Here is a 19,891-nt window from a genome sequence, read left to right as displayed (position 1 = left end):
CTGAACCATGGAATGGAAGACTCGCCTGGCTGTGACCTTCAAGTCGAGCAAGGGAGGGAATGCGGTCACGATCTCCCCGATCGACTCCTTCACTCCGACCTTCTCGCTGAACGCCGAGCCAATCCACTCGATCGAGGACACCCATATCGGCGTCATCTATCAGCCGCAAAGCATGACCTTTTCGATGACCGTCAAAGCCATCGGCGAGGTAGCTGGCCAGCTCACGGCTCTCGCCATGGACGGAACGCCTTTCGACGTCACGCTGCTCGAACAGAACGGCGATGACTGGTCGTTCAAGAGCATCCTGATGCACGACTGCATCATCACCAGCGCAGGGCCGAGCAGTGTTGGCATTTCAGGCGCACCGGGGGCGACCTTCTCGGGCTTCAGCCTCAGAGCAAAGGCCGACCCCAAGGCCTTCCCGGCCGATCAGACTGAAGCGGAAATTCCATAATGGCCAGCACCCCTGGATTGGCACGTGGAGGCTATGCCGCACGGGTGACGCGAACCGGCTTGGCACTGGTGCACGAAGGCGAACTCGTTCTGCCGGCTGCAGGCAGCGAGGCTCAGGCGGAACAGGTCATCGCCAGCGACCGCACCATGGTTCGATACCGTTTCCCGGTCGAGGTTCAAGTCGTCACAGGCGGTGGCGGCGTCAGCCTCGACAGGCTCACGGACCTGGTGCTCACCAAGCTGATGCACGCCGCCGACAGCGTGGACACGGACTGACATGACGATCGACGTGGAGGTACCGATCCGGATTGTGACCGATGCAGCGACCCTGGTGCATCGCCCGGAGGCTCTGCTGTCGGCCATCAGCGCGGCGACGCGTCGGGTGTTGGAGCACAGCCGGCAGGAGGTGCTGCTGCCGGTCGGCGGATATCTCGGGGTGTCCCTGGATCGACCGTCCGTGAGCTGGTCCGGAGAAGCCGCCTCCACCATTCCTGCCATGGTGAGGTCGGCGCTGGAGGACGCCCTTGCCGCCGATCTGGTCGATGTCGCCGACGACGCAGGGCTGTTCCGGCTGGCTGATCTCGCCGCGAAGGTGCCGCCGCCATTGGCGGAGCCACCCCGCGAGCGCGCCCGGCGGGACCGACTGTCCGGTCTTTTGAGGCTCTACCAGGTCCCGAGCTACGAGGGCGGCGCGGAATGGCTTCAGGTCAACTACGACGAGCGGATCTACTTCGGCGAGAAACTGATGCCGGGCTGGGCCTACCTCGCCGCTGCCGATGCCGCCGACCTCAAGAAATGGCGGGACAAGACACTGGCTCTTGCGGGATTCAACGAGGACAACAAGCCGCCGCAGGGCAGACCATACGGGATCCTGACTCCGACGACGAACTTCGATCCCGAAAGCCGCTGGCACTTGTTCGTCACCAAGGACGGAACCGAATGGTTCGAGATCTACTTCGCAGGGTTCTTCGAATACCAGGTCGAGGGATTCGGAAAGGACGCCAAGGTCGCCCGCAAGCTCGTTGCACCGCGCACGGGCAACGGCCTCGCGCGCTGGATGGACAAGCCCGCCTCCGAGGTGGAGGGTCTGACCCTGATGCAGGATCGCTTCGGCAGCTTGCTCGAAGCCGATATTCGCCGCTTCGCCAAGGACCTCACGGAGCTCACGCACGAGCAGCTGGAAGAGGTCGTGCAGACCGCGGTCGGCTTTCATCTGCTGGAGCTCTGGAAGACGGTCGAGACCAGCGCTGTGTTCCTGGACATCGAGGTGGGGGATAAGAGACTTCTGCTCGGGATGCCCGCGGACGCCGGTGCGATCCGGTGGGAGGGCGAGGCCTATCTCTACCCCAATCTGGGCGCCGTTCCGCGCACCAAGCCCATCACCTACGGCAAGGGTGGGCTCGGCGGCGGCAAGAAGACTCCAGGCGCCGGATCCGACGAGGCCGGCACCGGCAGCTCTGGGGGCAAGGACGGAGATCAAGGCACCGAAGGCCAGGACGGCAGCGGCGACAAGGGCAGCAAGGGCGACGGCAAGGGTGGCGCGAGGCCGCGCTATCCCGGCCTCAAGGCCCTTTTTCAATTCGCTCTGGTTTGCGAGCCCTTCAGAGGCGAACGGACGATGACCCAGATCGGGCGGAAAGCCGACCGGCTTCGCCGCATGATGGAAAGCATCGCCTATAGCCTCAACATCGAAACCTGCGATTATGCGGCGAACTTCTGCCTCAACGCCGCGTCAGCCCTGAGCGGCCGCGTCGTCGCTATCGGTCAGCACTCGGCCCGCGATTCCGCCGGCGCCTATTTCACGGATCCGGTCCGCCAGGGGAATCTCGGACTGATCCGGTTCGTCCCGACCATTTCACCGGCCATGCGGATGCTGCGCTACTCCGCCGGAACCGCCGCCCTTATCGATCAGCTCGCCCACGAGGTTCTCGATCTGGCGCAATTCGCCAAGGCGGAGATGTTCGAGGGTGAGTATGCGACCCACTCGGTGCCCTGGCGGTTGCGGTTCCTGGAGGAGTACAAGCCACAGGTCGCCGAGGCGGTCGCCAATCTGTTCATCATGACCTGCCGCGTCCTGATGCTGCAGATGCTCAAGAGCTCCCGGGAGGAGATCGACAAGCGGATCAACCACTTCAACAGCTACGCACCTTATTTCGAGCTGCTGATGGCCAGCACCTTCCAGCGTCAGGGCGAGATGGAGTTCCTGCGCGACCGGCTGAAGCACGCATCGCAGCTGCGGATCGCCGGGCAGGTCGCCGACTCGCCCGCCGGGATGGCAGCTCAGGGCGCCTCGCCGTGGCTCGCCGCATCCGCCAGCCTCGTCAAGCTCCTCAGCGGCGGTCAAGCTCTGATCTATCACGCCGGCAGCGAGGGTGAGGTCGTTTTCGACGGGCCCGAGCCGAGGGTTCGGGACAGCCAAGGGATTCTCTGGACAGCCGAGCAGATCGAGATCGCGCTCCTCATGGCCCGCGGCACCGGCGAGGGAGCCGACCCGCTCGTGAAGCAGCTCTTCGACATCCCTGACGTCATGGAGAAGTTCAAGGCGAACCCGACCTCGATCAGAACAGCCCTTTGGGATCTCCTCAAGGACATGGAGCGCAACAACCAAGAGCAGGAGATGCTCGTCCGCATGGACTGGCTCTATGCCTTCCGGGCATCGAAGATCAACGAGGATATTCCCAATGCCACAGTGCCTCGCAGCAAGTACCGGCTCGGCGGTATCCATCTTGAGGCGCACAAGCAGATCGGCGAGTTTTTTCTCGGTCAGCCCTGCTATGCCGAGGGGCTCAACTATGCGTTCGATGTCGAACTCGGCAAGCAGGGCCTGATTCATTTCGTGGAGTTTGCCGGCATCGTGGCTCTCTCGGTCCTGTGCCCTCCTGCGGGCGTTGCACTCGGGGTCGGTGTCGCCGTCAACGAACTCGACAAGGCCTACCGGCAAAAGCGCCTCTATCAGTCGCTCATCAACCCTGAGAAGGTCTTGACGCAGGCCGAAGTCGAGCTCGACCTCTACATCGCCTGGATCGGCTTCGCCCTGAGTTTGATTCCCGAGGCTGGCACTGTGATCGGCGCCGCTCGTCAGGGTGTTAAAACCGCGTTCAAGGAAGGCGCCCGGGCCGGAGCCAAAGCCGCAGGAGAATTCGTCGCGAAAAAGATCGCCACACAGATAGCCGAGGCTCTAGCGAGAGACATTCTCGAGGTGCTCATTCGCGACATGGTCACGGCGATGGCGATTCAGGAAGTCGTTCAGCGACTTGCTTCGCCGATCGCCGGCTACGCGATGGAGCAGCTTGAAATGGTGCATTCGACCGGAGGTCCGGAAGGGGCGCAGGCGATGATCCGCAGCGTCATCGCCCGGCATGCCCGAGAACGCCAGGAGGCCCACTCATGACCCTTCCACAATCACCCCGACTTTCTCTTCGCGCCGACCTCGGAGTCCTCCGTGCCGCCGTCGAAGGCGACGCGGCCATGGTGAGAATGTCGCGCGAGCTTGAGACGAAGTACCGAATTCCCAAGAGCGAAGCGCAGGAATTCATGATGGCCCTCGGGGCAGCGGCCCTCGACGGGATGGGCGAACTCACACTGGGGCGCCTGACCGCACGATTCAGGACGATGAACGCGTTGCGCGCCCAGGTCGGCGAGGCGCTCGACAACATTCTGTCCGGCAAGGCCATGGGCGACGCGGGAGCGCAGAACCTGCAGAGCCTCTTCGCTCAGGTGAAGTCGGAAATGGAAGGATTGCAGAAGGACCTGCAGCAACGCGAATTGCCAAAAATCGCCGACGAGCTTTCGACCAAGCTCAAGCAGGACCTCGAAGGCACCGCGAAAAACCTCAAGGAGGCGGATCCGCATCTGACCCGTGGGCGATTCTACGAGCCGCCGGGCGTCCTGAAGGAGGCCTATAACGATCTCGCGCGGAGGAAGCCGGCACTGCACAAAGCCTTCGAAACAGCCCGTGCGGATCCCGAGGTGGCGGCGATCCTGCAGAAGGCGTTGACGGCCGAGGAGCAAACACAGGGGGCTCTCATTGCCGACGCCAAGGCGCGGATGCACGCCAAAGGAGCTTCGCTGGCGGAAGTTGCGGATCTGGAGAAAGCCGTCAAGGAGCTCGGGGCTGCCCGGCGAAAGGCGTTGATCAACAATCCGGAGACGATCGAAGGACGAATGAAGATCGAGGTCTTAGAGCGGATCCACGACGAGGACCTCGCCCAAGCGATCGCCGAGAGCGACTTCATCCTGTTGCCATCGGCAAAGGACGAGTTCGGCGGCGTGCGCCCGTTCGCCATGGATGCGGCGGGAGGCGCGAGCCGCCTCAAGGAGGCCTGGGCCAATTTCAAGACAAAACGGAAAATTCCCGAGGGTCAGCCTCTCACGAAGTCGCAACGCAGCGACTTTGCAGGGTTCTGGCGAGAGAACTACCTCGTGAACGAAGGCCGTTCGATGGTCTCGGAGCGCGCAGCCACCTGGGAGCTCGGGCGGCATGAAGATCTGAACATTCTCAAGCCGCCGAAAGGCTACTCGAAGTCGGGCGGCACGGACATCGTCGGGTTCAAGGACAACGGCGAGATTTGGGTCGCTGACGACAAGGCGTGGTTCTCGTCCAAGTCCGCCTCGGACGTGCCGGCATTCACGCACGAACTCGCGGACGACATCCTGGCCGATGTCGCCGATTTCGAGCGCCAGATCAACGTCGAGTGGAAGAAGTTTCCTGAGCCGACCGATCCCGTGCAGAAGCAGCGTCTCACCATGGCGCGCGATGCAGTCGAGCGTTACCGGAAATGCGGCGAGGAACTGAAGGCAAAGACGGCCGGCTGGAAGAAGGGCGAGATCTTCGATCCGGCCAAGACCGCCGAGTTCAACGCGATTCTGAAGAAGTACAATGTGAAGCTGAAAGTCACGAGCGCGATCGGCATCGTGTCGGAGGTGAGCGAACGGCTGAAGCTTCTCGAGGTCGGCGTTTGGAAGCCCCCGGTCCCATAGGTGCAGGCACATGGCCCAGACCAGCTTTACGATCTTCGGCAGCAGCGATGAGGCTTTCGGGACGTCGGTCACGATCCCGTCCGCCCTCATTGCCGACGGCCCGGTCATCGTGCCGCTCTATGCCGTGACCCAGATGACGCTTCAGGAGAGCTATCACCTGCCTCCCATCGGCTCAACCGGACACAAGGCGATCGTCGCAACTCACGACGACTCCGTCACCCTCACCGGCATGCTGGTGGGCAAGAGCCGGTTCCTGAACAAGATCGCGCTCGAGACCATCGCGGAATCCTCCAAGCGGGGATCCTTCATGCAGGCGGCAACAGGGGGGAAGATCTCCGGCCTTATTCTGGTGACGGCTTTGACCATCCGAACTGACATGCACGTGAAGTCGCTGAGCTTCACGGTCACCAGCCAGAGACGCGAGTCGATCGATGTCTCGGTCACGCTGGACCATATGCCCAAGCCGAGCCTTCTTGGAAAGATTCTCGACGCCAGCACCCTGGTCGTCGGCCTTCGGGACTTCGTGGGATCATGATGTGGACATTCCCTCTCTCCCGCTATCTTGTTCCCGCCGTCGGCGACGCGGCGCCGGAGGGCTTTACCCTCGTCGAATCCCAGGTCGCCGGGGGGCTGCCGCACTATGTCGAGCTCAATCCGCGCCACCGCCTGAAGCTGACCCTGCCGACCGGGCTCGCACGCCAATGGCTCGACGCGGATCCCCAGGTGATCATCTCGACGAGCAGCGATCAATCGGACCCGTTCGATCCTGCCGCACCCGAAGCCCCGATGGGCCAGTCGCCGCGGATCACGCTGATCCGGGATGGGATCGTGATCGGGGCGACAGCATTGGCCCTCGCGCCGCCGCGCCGCTTCCCGCCCGGAGAAACGGCCGCCGCCATCGAGGTGAGGGTGATGGCCTGGCGATTGCGCGCCGGCGTCATGCAAGGCGCGTCCGGCGACTCGTTCATCCGCCTCGCATGGAAAGCGGCCGACGAGGCGATCGCCGAATTCGGTCCGCCGCCCACCAACGAGTTCGTCGTCCGGCGCTGGCCCGTGCAGCTTCGAATCGAGTCCCTCATTCAACGGCGGCTGTCGATCCGCTATCGCGGCCACCTCCTGAAAACATGGCAGAGACATGAGCCTCGCTAACCTCACCGAGACGCACAAAGCCAAGATCGGCAATTACGCCGGCTGGCAGCTCGATTTTTTGCTCGAGGATCCCCCGAAGCCTCGCGCGGCTGGCGGCGCGGGCAGTGGGATCGGTGTTCCCGCGCCCCTTGCGGCGGTGGGTGCGATGCTGGGAGTCGGATCCGGCGAAACATTGACCCTCTCCAGTCGCGGCTATCACGCCGAGATCGAAGCGGCGCTCGAGGAGGGCCTCAGCGGCGGGCGTTACCACATGGTCATCGAGGGCCTCACCGATGCGGACCATGGATGGCTCGTGAAGAACTTCGGTGGCGTGAAGCGCCTCGTCGCGAAGCTTTACATTCACTGGCAGGATATGGGCGGGATCGGCGGGTATCTCGCCAATCTCGGAGGTCTTACGGACGCCGTCGGTGCTGTCGGCCGTGCCGAACCGGACGGAAAGATCTCCGATCTCATCGTGACCTCGGTTCAGCGGCGCCTGGGGGCTCGCACCTACGAGACCGAAATCACCGCGACCGAAAAGGTGTTTTACAATCTCAGATCGACCCGCATCGAATCCGTTGAGACGGATACGAAAAAGGAGACGATCGACAAGGTCAAGGCCGCGAGCGGAATCACGATCGAGTTCATCGAGCCGAAGACGACATCAGAGAAAGCTAGCCAGAAGGCCAGCGACGATGCGCCCGCACCGACCAACGAACGCTGCAGCAAGGTGATCGACTCGATCGTCAAGGACTTGGAGCAGAATGTCGCCGGTCCATCCCAGGTCCTGATCCGCGACGGGCGAATGATCATCGGGCAGCGGAACGTCCCCTATCGCACCGATACTGCGGCCGGCACCAAGCCTCTCGTGATCGACGCCGAAACGGGGCTCATCGAGGTCTCCCGCGAGGCGGTCGACATGGGCGAGCTCGCAGCCGAGGACAATCCGAAACCAAAGCCGAAGCAATTCACGCTCACGCTGAAGGGCCGGCCGGACTTGAGGCCGGGTGAACTCGTGACCTTCAAGGCACCGGACGATTCCGGAGCCTCCGCCTTGGGGATCGGCATGGGAGAGGCTTTGGCCGGCGGCTTCGCAGCACCGCTGCTTGGCGGCTTGGCCGAGCAGCCCGACACCGTGCTGTACGTAGCCAGCGTTCTGCACCGCCACAGCAGAAACTCGGGCTTTTATACAATCGCCAAGGGCACGGTCTACGACGACCCCAAGAAGCCGTGGCAGTCGTTGCCCGAGGCCAACAAGCCTCAGGGCACCCAAAAGAAAACGACCGTCCGCAGTGCCGATCCCGCCATCGCGGCTGCGGTCATGTGGCGCGAAATGGTCGACAGCCGCATCGCCAGCCTCAGGCTGCTCGAGGCCGGCGAGATCTGGGATTTCCAGGCCCAGCCGGATACGGCCGAAAAGACGGTCGGGCTCTCAAGCACAGTCTCGGAGGGGCTGGTGCCCGACGATGGGCGGGCGCAGGCGATCGAGACCCTCGATCTTCCGCGTCCTCCCCTCAGGCGCGTCCGCGGCGTCGCCTATCTGACCTCGTTCGCCTGGGGCTATTGCGGCCAAGTCGTGCCACGCTATCCGGGAGCGACCGTGGCGCTGGGCTATCGACACGGCAAGCTCAATGATGTGCTCGATCTCGGCGGGATCTGGCGCGGATCATTGCGCCCGAATGCGAAGCCGGGGGACTGGTGGCTGACCTTGCCGGTCGACGCCAAGACGGCGCCCGGAACCGACAAGAAACCGCCGCCTGCTCACCACGACGGAAAGGTCGTGAATGATCTCATCGACGCCGAGGGCCAGCGCATCGTCGAGACCGCGAGCTTCGTGGTGCGCGTCGGAAAGGGCAGTCTCCCTCGGGCCGGGGCAACGGACCAACGGCCGAAGATGGGCGACGCCGCTGGCGAGGGGATCACCCTCGAGCACAAGAGCAGCAAGGCCCGGATCACCATCGACAAGGACGGCAACATCACACTCTCAGGCAAGACGATCAGTCTTGTCGCCGACGACGTGGACGTCAAAGTGAAGAACAAGATGAAGGTGCATGGTTAGGAGAGGCTCATGAGCAAGGTCTTGAGCAAGGCCGATACGGTTACCTGCAGCTTTCAGGGCAAGGTTCAGTTCAAGGGCGCCGCGAGGCTGGAGGTCAATAGCCAACCCGTCCTCGTGGTCGGCAGCATCGTGGGCGCGGAGGTGACAGCCTGCGCGGGAGCGGGCAGCAATCAGCCGGTCTGCACCTCGGTCCAGAGCGTGTCGGCCGGGAAGGCCGAGAAACTGGAGGTCGATGGCGAAGCCGTTCTGCTGGACAGTCTCGGCGGGCTGACCGCCCCGGCGCACGTGCCGAACAAGCTCCTCATCCCGGTGCCGCCTGCCCAGACGAAACTGGAGGCGAGCTGATGCCGGATCTCCGCTTCACCCGTGCCGAACGGCTTCGCCGCAACCTCCTCGGCCGGGGCTTGCAGACGCGCGGCGTCACTCCGGGATTTGATTTGGGAATCGACCTCGTTCTATCGCGAGGACCCCGCGGCCTAGACTTCGCGCAGGTCACCGATATGGACAATCTGGAGCAGGGTTTGACTCTGGCTCTGACCACGGCGCTCGGCAGCGATGTCTTCAACTCCGACTTTGGCTTCGACGGCCTGAATGCCATCGCGGAGGAGACCGACCCCGTGCTCATGCGGGAGAGGATCCGGATCAGCATCATCCAGCTCCTCCAGAAGGATCCTCGGATCAAGAACATCATCGACGTCAGGCTGGACAACGGCCTGCGCAACCCGTCGCCGACGTCCCGGGGACAGGATCAAGCCGAACGTATGGCGGGCCGTGGGATCCTGGACGTCACCGTCGAGTTCGAGACCCACACGGGCGATCGAGGGCAGCTCACCGTCAACCAGGTCAAACTCAATGCCAGATAATACGTCCAACGCCACCATCATCGACTTCGGTGAGGTTCTCGCGATCGACGAAAGCGTGCAGCGCTCCACCGGCGCCGAAGCCTTCGGTGTCACCGACACCGGCTTCGTCCCGAAACCCTTCGGCCGTCTGCTCGCGGAAAAGATCGCCCTCGCCCGCATGCTCTTCGGCAGCGACATCGATCTCGGGTCCGGCTCGATGCTGCGCAAGATCCTGGAGCTGACGGCTCTCGAGGATGCGCGTCTCTGGGCCAATCAAGCGGCCCTCTACGACAGTCTCTTCATCGTGAGCGCCTCCGGTGACGCTTTGAGCCGGCATGGCCGGGAACTCGGATTGCCGAGGCCCCACCTCGAGGCGCGTGGGCGGATCAAACTGACCCTGGGGGCCGATCTCCCGGCCGGGCAGCAAAGGCTGACGATCCCGCGCGGTGCACGCCTCGCCACGCCGGGCGGACATCACGTCGCGCTCGCGGAGACGGTTTCGTTCCGCACGAAGAACGAGGCCATCGAGGTGCAGGTCGAGGCGTTCTATCCGGGACCAAGCCACAATCTCGACCCCAACGTGGACATGGGCGGCACCAAGGTGGAGAAAATCGACCGCTGGAACGACGCCGACCCAGCTCTCAACGAGTTACACGCCACCGAGACTGCCGTTGGCGAGCGTCTGATCACGATCGAGCATACGCAGAAACTCACGGGCGGCGAGCTGCAGTGGCCGGATGCGCGATATCGCGATCTTTTGCTGAACGCACCGCGCTCCCTCTGGACCGTGGAATCCGTCAAGACGGCCGTGTCTCTGGTGCCGGGCGTGTCTCAGGTCCAAGTGTTCGACGGACGCGGTGGACTGGACATCAATCAATCCATCTTCGGCAACTTCAACTTCATAGAGCGGGTCTTCAGCGCCGAGCGCGACCTCGGAAGCCCGTATTACTTCACGGTTCTCGTCGCTCCGACGCCCTCTGCGATCTGGGATGGCCCGGACGGGTTGAAGGTCGCCGTGGAATCGGTGATCGAGGACCTGCGCCCCATGGGGATCTTTCCGGTGGTCGAGGTCACGACCGAGATCGGGATCGGTGTTGCGGCGAAGCTCGTCGTGCGTGGATTGCCTCTCCCGACCGGCACCCGCCAGACCATCAATGCGTCCGTCGCGGCCCGCGAGCTCAGGGCGCGGCTGCGGGCTCGCATTCGCCGCTACATCGACCAGCTTCATCTGGGCGAACCGGTGCGGGCCGCCGAGGTCATCTACGCCCTCATGGACGAGCCCGGCATCGTCGACGTGCGCGATCTGCAGTTGCTCCGCTATCCGGCGAGCTTCACCTCGTTGAATTTCAACAGCCCGGTTGCCGCGACGCCCGAGGTGGTCGCTGGTGGACGGAACATCGAATTGCAGTTCAAGGAGCAGGCCGTGTTCGCCGACGTCGACGATCCTGCGTTGCTCGAGATCGTGTAGAGGTGGCGCGATGAGCCAAGCCGCAACCGTAGACACCGTGATGTCGGCGAGCATCCGCAATCTGACGCTCAACCTCACGGGCCCATTGGCCGCCGGGGCGATGCCCTCTCCGCTCCCGATCAGCCCGGGCGGGACCATCCAGGTCGACTGGAACGCCAGACTTCCCCTGGTGCTGATCTCGTGCCGCATTCCGCTCGCGGACGAGCGCCTTGAACTCGACCTTGCCGTCGTTGAGGGAGCGGACGCTTTCACCTTGCCGCACTTGGAATTCGCCCCTTACACCGATCCGGGCGCCGCACTCCCCGCCTACGTGCCCGCTCTGGGCGAGGACGACCGGGCCGCTCCCTTCACTCTCCAGCTCGCCGCGCGCCACGTGAGCAGGGGAGCGGTCTCGGATGTGCCGGCCGCCGATCTCGGCCGGTTCTTCGAAGCCACCCTGATCGAGGGCAATCTCGGAAAGCTCATTGTCCTGCTCACGGCAGAAAAGAACCGCCTGCGACGCCAGTCCAGCGACATCCGGGCCATGCGACGGCTCGAGGAGGCCCGTCTCGACGCGCTCGATCGTTACGGTGCGGATCTCGGCGTGCCGCGACTGTCGGATGCGCTGACCTGGGACAGCTCCACCGGAGAGATCGTGAGCCGGCCGCTCATTGGAGCGGACGCGCTGCCCATAGCGGAGAGCGACGCTGATTTTGCCCGCAGGCTCAAGATCTACAGGCCTTTCGTCGTTCCGACCCGGCGAAGGCTCGCAGAGTTGCTGAACGGAACCGGCTTGGCGGATTCTCCGGAGCAGAACAACGGCTTGATGGGAGAGATCGGGCTGCGAACACGCTTCGCGATAAGGGAGAGCGAAAACAAGTTCGCCGTCGCGATGCGTCTTTTCAGTTCCGCTGGAGACGAGACGCGAACCAACTTCCTGGATTATCTGAGGCGTGTACGGCTGGTGTGGCCGGCGCCGACGGTGGCGGCAGACCTCGTGCATGCGGAGCGTGAAATCCCCTCTGCCTCGCGGGCGAGGATCGCCGCGCTGCGGGCTCACTTGCAGGACGGCTATCAATGGCCCGATGACGCCGCCATCGCACCGGGTCTCGCGAACGCCCTGGCGCGCGCGGCACGGATCGTCAAAGCCCTAGGGTCGGGTCAGACCTGGCGTGTTCTGCGCGCTCAGGACCCGGACGGCGGCAGCCGTTATGAACTCGGACTCGGTGTCGATATCGAGCCCCCCTCTCCGGCGGTTGTCGTCGAGCTCACAACGCTGTTGCATGATCCCGGCCGTCAGGTCGGCGCCGATGCCGAGGCGGAAGCCCTGATCCTCGCGGCCCGATCGGAGGTGGTCAACGGCGATGAGAACGCCGCTTGGCTGTGGCATGCCGCAGGGCTTGAGACGGTCCATCGGGCCAACGCCGAACGCCTTTACCTGTCCCACCTTCCGACACGGGGCCTCGTCGTGACCGGAACCGCCCGGAGTGCAGATGTGGGCGCACCAATCGAGCATCAGGCCCACTATCATGCACCGGGCGACCCCGGATCGAACGCGGCGCTGCTCGCCGCGATGGCCACGGCCGACGCCGCATGGCAGGCTACCGGGGCACCTGCCCTGGACCGGATCGCCGACGACCAGGCGGGCGCCCTTTGGGATCAGGCTCGCGACCTGCAGCCCGGAGAGCCTGCCGCGCTCGTCCTCGCTGCCGCGGGGTTGCCGGTGGTGCAGAGCGCTGCACGGACCGTGGTCTCGCTCAAGCAAGTGCCCACCGAGTTGGTCGAGACGATCCGTCTGGAGCCTGGCCTCGCCAATCGGATCATGACCAACGCCGGCGAGGCTCCGGCAGAGCTGTCGAGTTTGCTGAGCGTTCTGCGGCAGGCCGGCGTCGCGGCAGTCCTGCCGCTGGTGCTTGGAAGCGACGACATCCTTCTCATAGCAAGCGTTATCGGCCTTCCCGAGGCCGGGATCAACCTGAACGAACGGCGCCTGACCGGCTTCCGGTGGTACGTCGTGCCACTCGGGGGGAACGGGCAGATCACCGCGTTGGGCAGCCGCGTGACACTCACGCCGACCCAGCCGGGGCTCATGGGGGTCGTGGTGCTTGGATACGTGCGGACCGACCAGACGGATCCCTACGAGGTTCAGCTCGATCTGCCGGACGGTGCCGTCCTGTCGCTTGGCCAATACGAATTCCTGATGAACGCATTGGAACATGCGTTTCCGATCGGCGTCGAGATCAACACGTTCTTCATCCGTAAGAACCATGTCGACGCCGATGGAGACGGAACAGTCGAGCCGCTGCGGGGCTCTGCGGGCCGGAGCTATCGTCGCTTCCGCGATCGGCGCGGCCTCGGCCGCTATGCGGCGGCAAGCAACCCCGGGCCAGGAAAGGATCCGTTATGAGCGATCTCAACATCAACTTCGGAGGGCGGTCTGCGGACAATGTCTATTCCAGTCTGCTGAAGCAGGGAATCTCACGCCACGACGCGGGCCTGTTCGTCAGTGCATGGATCTACGAGAATCTCGGCTATACCCTGCGGACGTTCAGCTACACGCAGAACTTCGAGGCGCATGATCCGGCGCCCCTCGGCACGTTCGATCAGCAATTTCACCATAAGCCATGGCGTGACGGGGAGGATGTCGTCCAGGCCGAACCATCCGCAACCGATGACGGGTTCAACCGTCGCTTCGACAACATCGAGCGGGACCTCGCGGGACTCGGAACTCTCTTTGCCGGGGAAGTTGCGAAGCTGGAGGCCATGCGCGAAAGCCTGTACAACCGCTTCGAGGAGCTGCGTGCCGAGATCAACCGGATCAACAGCGACATCCTGAGGCTTCAGCAAGCGGAGAAAACCACGCCGGATCTCAAGCCGAACTTCGGCGGGTTGATCGACAATGGGCTCTTCCTGGGCACGACGACCTTCATGGATAAGAAAGTCAACCTGTGGAAGACGTCCAAAGGCGAGATGATGATGCTGCCCTACATCAACCCGGTGAAAGAGCAGGATCTCGTCGGCAAGTTCGCCGAAGGGGCAGGCCAGCTCGGCAAACTCTTCTCCGAACGTGCCGAGATCCGCGAACACTTCACCGGTCCGGTCAAGAAGGTGGAGCTCGTGGAAAAATTCGGTGACGTCGTCATGGACAACGGCGTGACCGTTCGCGACACCGTGAACGTCCTGTCCGATGAGACGGAATTCGAGTCGCTCGACAAACTCGTGGCCGAAGTGGCCGATCGCAATGCCGCCGTGATCCGGACGACCGAGGGCGGAACGGCCGCGATCGGGGCGGTTCTCGGCGTAGATCCCACACGCAACTTCAGTTCCGTACCGGTCAGCGATCTCACCAACGTGACACCGGAGGTCAAGACGGCACTCGCGAAAAACAACGTCAGGACGGTCGGAGAGCTCGCGACACTCGAGCCGGACCAGTTCGCCACCATCATGACACGGGAGGGAATCGACCAGAATGCCGCCAGTGGCGCGAAACTGCGCGGATTGGCACTGACCCTGACCCAAGTGCGCGGGGGACTGCGCTAAGGCGTCGAGCGGCGGAGAAGGAGAGACGGGCATGCTGGAGCATCGGACATGACAGATGGAGTCAGCTCTTGGAGAGGACAGAAGTCCCATTGAGCGCGCATCCCGGATCGTGCATGACTTTCCTCTTCCCACAAGAGGTCGCTTGAGTGGGGATCCGGTCTTGGCGAATGTCAGCCTGGGAAACAGACCAGCTCCTCCCGTAACCGAACGCACAAAGGTCCGACGGCGGATGAGACCGGAGCTCTTTTTGATAGCTTTCTATTCATGCTCGGATATGCTCATCTGACAGTCGAAGTGCAATTGATGCCTATGTAGAAGAGTATTCATTGCCCAAGGGAGACCGCCTATGCCAAATCAGTTTTGGCCGCTGGCTCTCGTTATTCTTTTCTCACTGCTGATCCCCATTGCAGTCCTGATCGGGCGTCATAATACAAAGAAGTACAGGCAGCGCCTTCTCATCAATCTCGAGGAAACCTACGATAAGGTGCCCGGTCCCAAGCCGAGGGATCTCCGGCTCGTGTCATCTTTCGAGATGGCACGCTACAAATATGATTTGACGAAGCCTGGAGAAGCTGAGCGCCCGACTTGGCTGTATGACGTCGGCATCTATGCGATGTCCTGTCTGATCTACGTTCTCCTCTCCGCCCTCGGCTTCACCTATACCTTCTTGCTGGCTGTCGATACCGGCCTCTGGTCCGGACAGAGTCTCTTCCTGCTCGGGCTCAATGACTGGAACGATGGTTCGTCCGCCGCGCGAGCATACCAGTTTCAGACGGCAACGGCCGTATGCTTCGCCTTCCTCGGCGCATATGTCTGGTCGGTGACCTATCTCCTGCGACGTGTCGCCAATTACGATCTGTCGCCGCTTTCCTTCCTGCGGGCGTGCGCGCAAATCCTTCTCGCGTGCCTGTCTGTCGCAGTCGTTCGCCACGTCGTCCATGCCGCTGGCTTCGGCACGGCCGCGGGTCTCGGCGAAGGCATGTTTCTCGGTGTGGCCTTTCTGATGGGCTTCTTTCCGACGCTTGGGCTGAACTACATCGTTGAACGGTTTCCCTCTCTTGAACTCAAACGCAACGATCCCGCTGCGAAGGCGGTGAGCCGCGCTCTGCCGCTCGACATGATCGATGGAATGGACTCATTTATCAAGTTCAGGCTGGGCGAGATGGAGATTGAGGATGCTCAGAATCTTGCAACTGCCAACCCCATCCTACTCTTCGTCGAGACTCCCTATGGTCTCCTCCAGATCATCGACTGGGTGGCGCAGGCGCAGCTGATCGCGGCTGTCGGTCCCGGGAGGGCCAAAGATCTCCGGGACCTGGGCATCCGGACCGTATTCGACCTGGAACAGACAATCCGGCAGGACAAGCTGTGCGACTTTGCCGGAGCCATCCTGTTCGGGGACAGGAGGGTGTCGCCCGACGACCGCGATGCTGTCCGAGCGCTTGTAGGCACGATGAGCCGGAGCCTCCATGTTCAGCGCCTGCGCCAAGTGTGGAACGCAGTGCTCGTCGTCTCGACTCCGGCCGACGAGATATCCGCGAAGGACTCATGGCCTTTGATCCTTCTGCCCGGCGGCCTGGCTCGCGAAGCGGAGAGTGCAGATACCCGCAACAGCGCCGCAAGGAATGCAGTCTTCGGCCAGGGAAGCGACAGCGGCGGCCCCAGTTCAGGATGAAGGGCGAAGGGATCGGTTTCGAGGAACGGAGAAAGCGAACATGACACGCGCCGTCGATATCATCCGCAAAGTTGCGCCGAGTGCGAAGAAAAACTATGTCTCCGCTTTCGAGCAGGGGGACGAGCTGCTCCGGAAGCATTCGATCGACACGCCGGATCGTCTGGCGCATTTCCTTGCACAGGTATTGCATGAAACCGGCGGTCTGATCTGGGAGCGCGAGAGTTTGAATTACGGTGCCGAGCGCTTGTGCCAGGTATTCGGCCGAAGACGGCATTCCGCATGCATCACCCCCCAGGAAGCCCAGAGTCTCGCCCGCAACGAACCCGCTATCGGTGAGCGGGTCTATGGCCTCGGCAACCCCAACAAGGCGCGGGAACTCGGCAATATCCATCACGGCGATGGCTTCCGGTATCGCGGCGGTGGCCTGCTCCAAACTACAGGTCGGGCCAATTACCGCCGCATGAGCGAGCTGTGCGGCGTCGATTTCGAGGCGGCACCGGAGCTGATCGTCTCCCCCGAGCATGCCCTGAGACCTGCCTTATGCGTCTGGTCCGCGGGCAAGTTGAACGCTTATGCCGACTGCAACGACATTCTCGCCATTTCACGCGCAATCAATCTTGGAAGCCCTCGATCCAGGGCAACGCCGAACGGCCTGCAGGATCGTGTGAGATGGCTTGCCGAGATATTGCCGCTGATCGATGAGGTCGAGTTTCATGTGGTCTCAGGCAGCCGGCCGAGTGAGCCCGAGCGCGTGCAGGAGCGGCATGCCGGCAGCAGCGTCGGCGTCGCCGCACGTCTCGGAAGACGCCTGTTGCGGGCCGGAGACGAGGACGAGACGGTGCGTGCCGTCCAACTCGCATTGAGGGAACTTGCCTATCCCCTTCACGGTACGGGCTACTTCGGGCCTAAGACGGAGGCGGCCGTCAGAGACTTTCAGGTGAAGCACAACCTCGAAATCGACGGTGTCGTCGGTCCCGAAACAGCCGGAGCGATCGATGCGGCGACCGGGCGATCTCAGCCGGTGCCCGAGGTCTCTGGCGCCGAGACTCCCGCATCGGGTGAACCCTCCGTATGGGAGACCACTCGCGACGAGGCCGCGGCGCCGCGTCTCACCGAAATACTCGGCGACCGAATGCTGCAGATCGGCGACTGGAGCGATGCCGTGAGGGTGGCCCAGCTCGCGCTAGCGAAGCTCGGCTATCAGCTGAAGGGAACAGGGTACTTCGGCGGTGCGACCGATATTGCCGTCACGCATTTCCAGGAGACGCGCAGGCTCGAGATCGACGGAGTCATCGGGCCCGAAACGGCGAAGGCCATCGACGCCGAGGTGGCAGCGCGGGTTCAGCATGATCTGGCCGAAAGTGTCGCAAAGGGGCAGCCGGAAATTCTATCACGGGATGACCGCCCCCTGTGGCTGATCGAAGCCCTTCGATGGCTCGACGTCCGCGAAGGCCAAGGGCGCGCCAACAATCCCCACATTCTCGAATGGGCACGTGACGAAGGCGGCGCAATCGCCACGTCGTATCGGCAAGATTCGATTCCATGGTGCGCGCTCTACGCGAATATGGTTCTGACCAAGACCGGCTGCCGGGGCACGGAAACTCTCTGGGCTCTCGACTTCGTCAACTGGGGCCAGAAGCTCGAAGGACCTGCGGTCGGCGCCTTCGTGCCGATGGTCCGGCGCGGCGGTGGCCATATCGCCATCGTGGTCGGCCGTGATCAGCACGGCAATCTTATGTGCATTGGCGGCAACCAGGCGGATGCCGTGAACATCAAGCCATTTCCGAAGGCCCGGCCGGTCGGGTACCGTTGGCCGACCGGCACCCCGTTACCCATGAGAGTCGGCTTCGAGACCCTGCCATTGGTGAAATCCAACGGGATCGTCTCCGCGCGGGAGGGCTAGGGACGGGACTGATCGGGTCCGAGCATTCTCGCGGGACAATCATGAGCAGCCGTCGCGATAGGATTCTGCTCGCCTGCCAACCGCTCTTCAGGAGGAGAGGCCATGACCATCGACGACAAACTTGCAGGAACCGGCCAAAAGAAACTTCTGGCGATCGACGGAGGCGGCATTCGCGGCGTGCTGGCGCTCGAGATCTTGGCCAGGATCGAAAGCATGCTCGGCGCGGGCCGGCCCGAGTTCCGTCTGGCGCATTATTTCGATTACATCGCCGGAACGAGTACCGGCGGGATCATCGCCGCCGGTCTCTCGAGAGGCATGTTGGTTTCGGAGATCCTGGACTTTTACGAACAGGCCGGAGCCCAGATGTTCGACAAGGCAAGCGTTTTCAAACGTCTTCGTTTCAAGTTCGAGGATGAACCTTTGGCGAGAAAGCTCAAGGAGGTATTCGGAGCCGACACGACGCTCGGCTCGGATCAGCTGCAAACGCTGCTGCTGCTCATCCTCCGCAACGCCACGACCGACTCTCCGTGGCCCGTCTCAAACAACCCCTACGCCAAGTACAACGATCAGCACCACCTCGGCAACAACCGCGCTCTACCGCTCTGGCAGTTGGTTCGCGCGAGCACCGCCGCCCCGACCTACTTCCCGCCCGAGGTGATCGATGTCGGCGGGCAGTCGTTCATTTTTGTCGACGGCGGCATGACGATGTACAATAACCCCGCGTTCCAGCTATTCCTGATGGCCACCGTCGATCGCTTCTGGCCCATGGCGCCCAAGGAACGGCGTGGCTGGCCCACCGGCGTCGACAACATGCTCGTGGTCTCCATCGGAACCGGGACGAGCCCGGATGCAAATGCGCAGCTCACCCCCGATCAGATGAACCTGTTGTTCAACGCGTCGTCGATTCCGTCAGCGCTCATGTTCGCCGCTCTCAATGAACAGGATTTTCTCTGCAGGGTGTTCGGGGATTGTCTCGCAGGCGATCCGCTCGATCGCGAGGTGGACGACATGATCGGTTCGCGTGGTCCGCTCGCGCCGGATCAGAAGCTCTTCACTTATCTGCGCTACAACGCGGAGCTCACGCGCACCGGCCTGGACGCTCTTGGCCTTAAGGACATTGCGCCTGAGACTGTGCAGAAGCTCGACTCCGTGGCGGGTGTCCCGGATCTGCGCCGCGTGGGACGGGCGGCTGCCATCAAGGTGAAGCCGGATCATTTCTCGCGCTTCCCGCACGATGGCGAGCGCAGCCCCGCAGTAGCGGTTTAGCAGGAGGCCCAATGTCACGAGTCGCCGCCCTTGCAGGCCGCCGGATCGACGCGGGCGATGCCGCGCCTGCGCGGTTTCCCCTTGCGTCGGTTCCTCTCGTTCGCGAGAGGCTGCGCAGCCTTTTCCTCGAGCACGAAATATCCGCGCTCGTGTGCTCCGCCGCCTGCGGAGCCGATCTGACGGCCTTGGAAGTCGCGGAGCAACTTGCAATCCGGCGTCACATCATTCTTCCGTTCGAGGTTGATCGCTTTCGAGAAACGTCGGTGACGGACCGACCGGGTGACTGGGGCGACATCTACGACCGCATGACCAAGAAGGCGCGCGAGGCTGGCACCCTCACCCTCCTTGAGAAGGTCGGCACCGGATCACGAGCCTATGCGGCGGCCAACATGAGGATCATCGAGGAAGCCCTGACGCTCGCCGGCAATCCGCCACCATCCCGGGCAACGCTTGCCGTGATCGTCTGGGACGGGCACTCGCGCGGCGGGGACGACGCCACGCAGCAATTCGCGGATCTTGCCGAAGAGCACAGGTTCGAGGTCGCTGAGGTTCTGACGGTTTGACCATGCGCTTCAATCCGACGGTCCCTTGAAACCAT

At 63.0% G+C, this 19,891-nt stretch carries 16 protein-coding genes; all 16 read left to right on the top strand.

Annotated features, from left to right (window positions below):
• The first annotated feature begins 7 nt into the window (after window positions 1-7).
• The 16 genes from E4K09_RS03260 to E4K09_RS03185 all read left to right on the top strand — a co-directional run bounded on the left by E4K09_RS03260 (window position 8) and on the right by E4K09_RS03185 (window position 19,856).
• Entirely contained in the window at window positions 8-454 is a 447-nt protein-coding gene (locus E4K09_RS03260; protein ID WP_134495171.1) for a hypothetical protein, read from the top strand.
• Complete coding sequence (locus E4K09_RS03255; protein WP_134495169.1) at window positions 454-729, top strand: hypothetical protein; 276 nt, start codon at window positions 454-456, stop codon at window positions 727-729. Before E4K09_RS03260 ends, E4K09_RS03255 begins: the two co-directional genes overlap by 1 nt.
• 1 nt (window position 730) lies before the next feature.
• Complete coding sequence (locus tag E4K09_RS03250) at window positions 731-3,844, top strand: hypothetical protein (RefSeq protein ID WP_134495167.1); 3,114 nt, start codon at window positions 731-733, stop codon at window positions 3,842-3,844.
• A complete protein-coding gene (locus E4K09_RS03245; RefSeq protein ID WP_134495165.1) occupies window positions 3,841-5,433 on the top strand; it encodes a hypothetical protein in 1,593 nt (530 codons plus the stop codon). Before E4K09_RS03250 ends, E4K09_RS03245 begins: the two co-directional genes overlap by 4 nt.
• Before the next feature lie 10 nt (window positions 5,434-5,443).
• The gene (locus tag E4K09_RS03240) at window positions 5,444-5,968 is read left to right on the top strand and encodes a hypothetical protein (protein ID WP_134495163.1); all 525 of its coding nucleotides are present in this window, start codon (window positions 5,444-5,446) and stop codon (window positions 5,966-5,968) included.
• On the top strand, window positions 5,965-6,582 hold the full coding sequence (locus tag E4K09_RS03235; RefSeq protein ID WP_134495161.1) for a hypothetical protein: 618 nt from the start codon (window positions 5,965-5,967) through the stop codon (window positions 6,580-6,582). The genes E4K09_RS03240 and E4K09_RS03235 overlap by 4 nt, the downstream gene beginning before the upstream one ends.
• Window positions 6,569-8,620, top strand: a complete 2,052-nt coding sequence (locus tag E4K09_RS03230) for a hypothetical protein (RefSeq protein WP_134495159.1) — start codon at window positions 6,569-6,571, stop codon at window positions 8,618-8,620. Before E4K09_RS03235 ends, E4K09_RS03230 begins: the two co-directional genes overlap by 14 nt.
• A gap of 9 nt (window positions 8,621-8,629) precedes the next feature.
• Window positions 8,630-8,965, top strand: a complete 336-nt coding sequence (locus E4K09_RS03225; protein WP_134495157.1) for a hypothetical protein — start codon at window positions 8,630-8,632, stop codon at window positions 8,963-8,965.
• Window positions 8,965-9,483 carry a GPW/gp25 family protein gene (locus E4K09_RS03220; RefSeq protein ID WP_134495155.1) on the top strand — a complete coding sequence of 173 codons (519 nt, stop codon included), beginning with the start codon at window positions 8,965-8,967 and terminating at the stop codon, window positions 9,481-9,483. The genes E4K09_RS03225 and E4K09_RS03220 overlap by 1 nt, the downstream gene beginning before the upstream one ends.
• Entirely contained in the window at window positions 9,473-10,930 is a 1,458-nt protein-coding gene (locus E4K09_RS03215) for a baseplate J/gp47 family protein (protein ID WP_134495153.1), read from the top strand. The genes E4K09_RS03220 and E4K09_RS03215 overlap by 11 nt, the downstream gene beginning before the upstream one ends.
• A 10-nt stretch (window positions 10,931-10,940) precedes the next feature.
• The gene (locus E4K09_RS03210) at window positions 10,941-13,316 is read left to right on the top strand and encodes a hypothetical protein (RefSeq protein WP_134495151.1); all 2,376 of its coding nucleotides are present in this window, start codon (window positions 10,941-10,943) and stop codon (window positions 13,314-13,316) included.
• Complete coding sequence (locus E4K09_RS03205; RefSeq protein WP_134495149.1) at window positions 13,313-14,449, top strand: hypothetical protein; 1,137 nt, start codon at window positions 13,313-13,315, stop codon at window positions 14,447-14,449. Before E4K09_RS03210 ends, E4K09_RS03205 begins: the two co-directional genes overlap by 4 nt.
• Before the next feature lie 346 nt (window positions 14,450-14,795).
• Window positions 14,796-16,124, top strand: coding sequence for a hypothetical protein (locus E4K09_RS03200; protein WP_134495148.1), 1,329 nt, complete (start codon window positions 14,796-14,798; stop codon window positions 16,122-16,124).
• A 40-nt stretch (window positions 16,125-16,164) separates the two neighbouring features.
• On the top strand, window positions 16,165-18,027 hold the full coding sequence (locus tag E4K09_RS03195) for a TIGR02594 family protein (RefSeq protein WP_134495147.1): 1,863 nt from the start codon (window positions 16,165-16,167) through the stop codon (window positions 18,025-18,027).
• Window positions 18,028-18,129: 102 nt separating this feature from the next.
• Window positions 18,130-19,293: a patatin-like phospholipase family protein gene (locus tag E4K09_RS03190; RefSeq protein ID WP_134495146.1), complete on the top strand. Its 1,164-nt coding sequence runs from the start codon at window positions 18,130-18,132 to the stop codon at window positions 19,291-19,293.
• A gap of 11 nt (window positions 19,294-19,304) precedes the next feature.
• Window positions 19,305-19,856, top strand: a complete 552-nt coding sequence (locus E4K09_RS03185; RefSeq protein ID WP_134495145.1) for a hypothetical protein — start codon at window positions 19,305-19,307, stop codon at window positions 19,854-19,856.
• Window positions 19,857-19,891 lie beyond the last annotated feature (35 nt).

It is taken from the genome of Microvirga pakistanensis (assembly GCF_004458765.1).
GTDB classification, from domain to species: Bacteria; Pseudomonadota; Alphaproteobacteria; order Rhizobiales; family Beijerinckiaceae; genus Microvirga; species Microvirga pakistanensis.
This window is presented reverse-complemented; position numbering and strand designations above follow the sequence as displayed.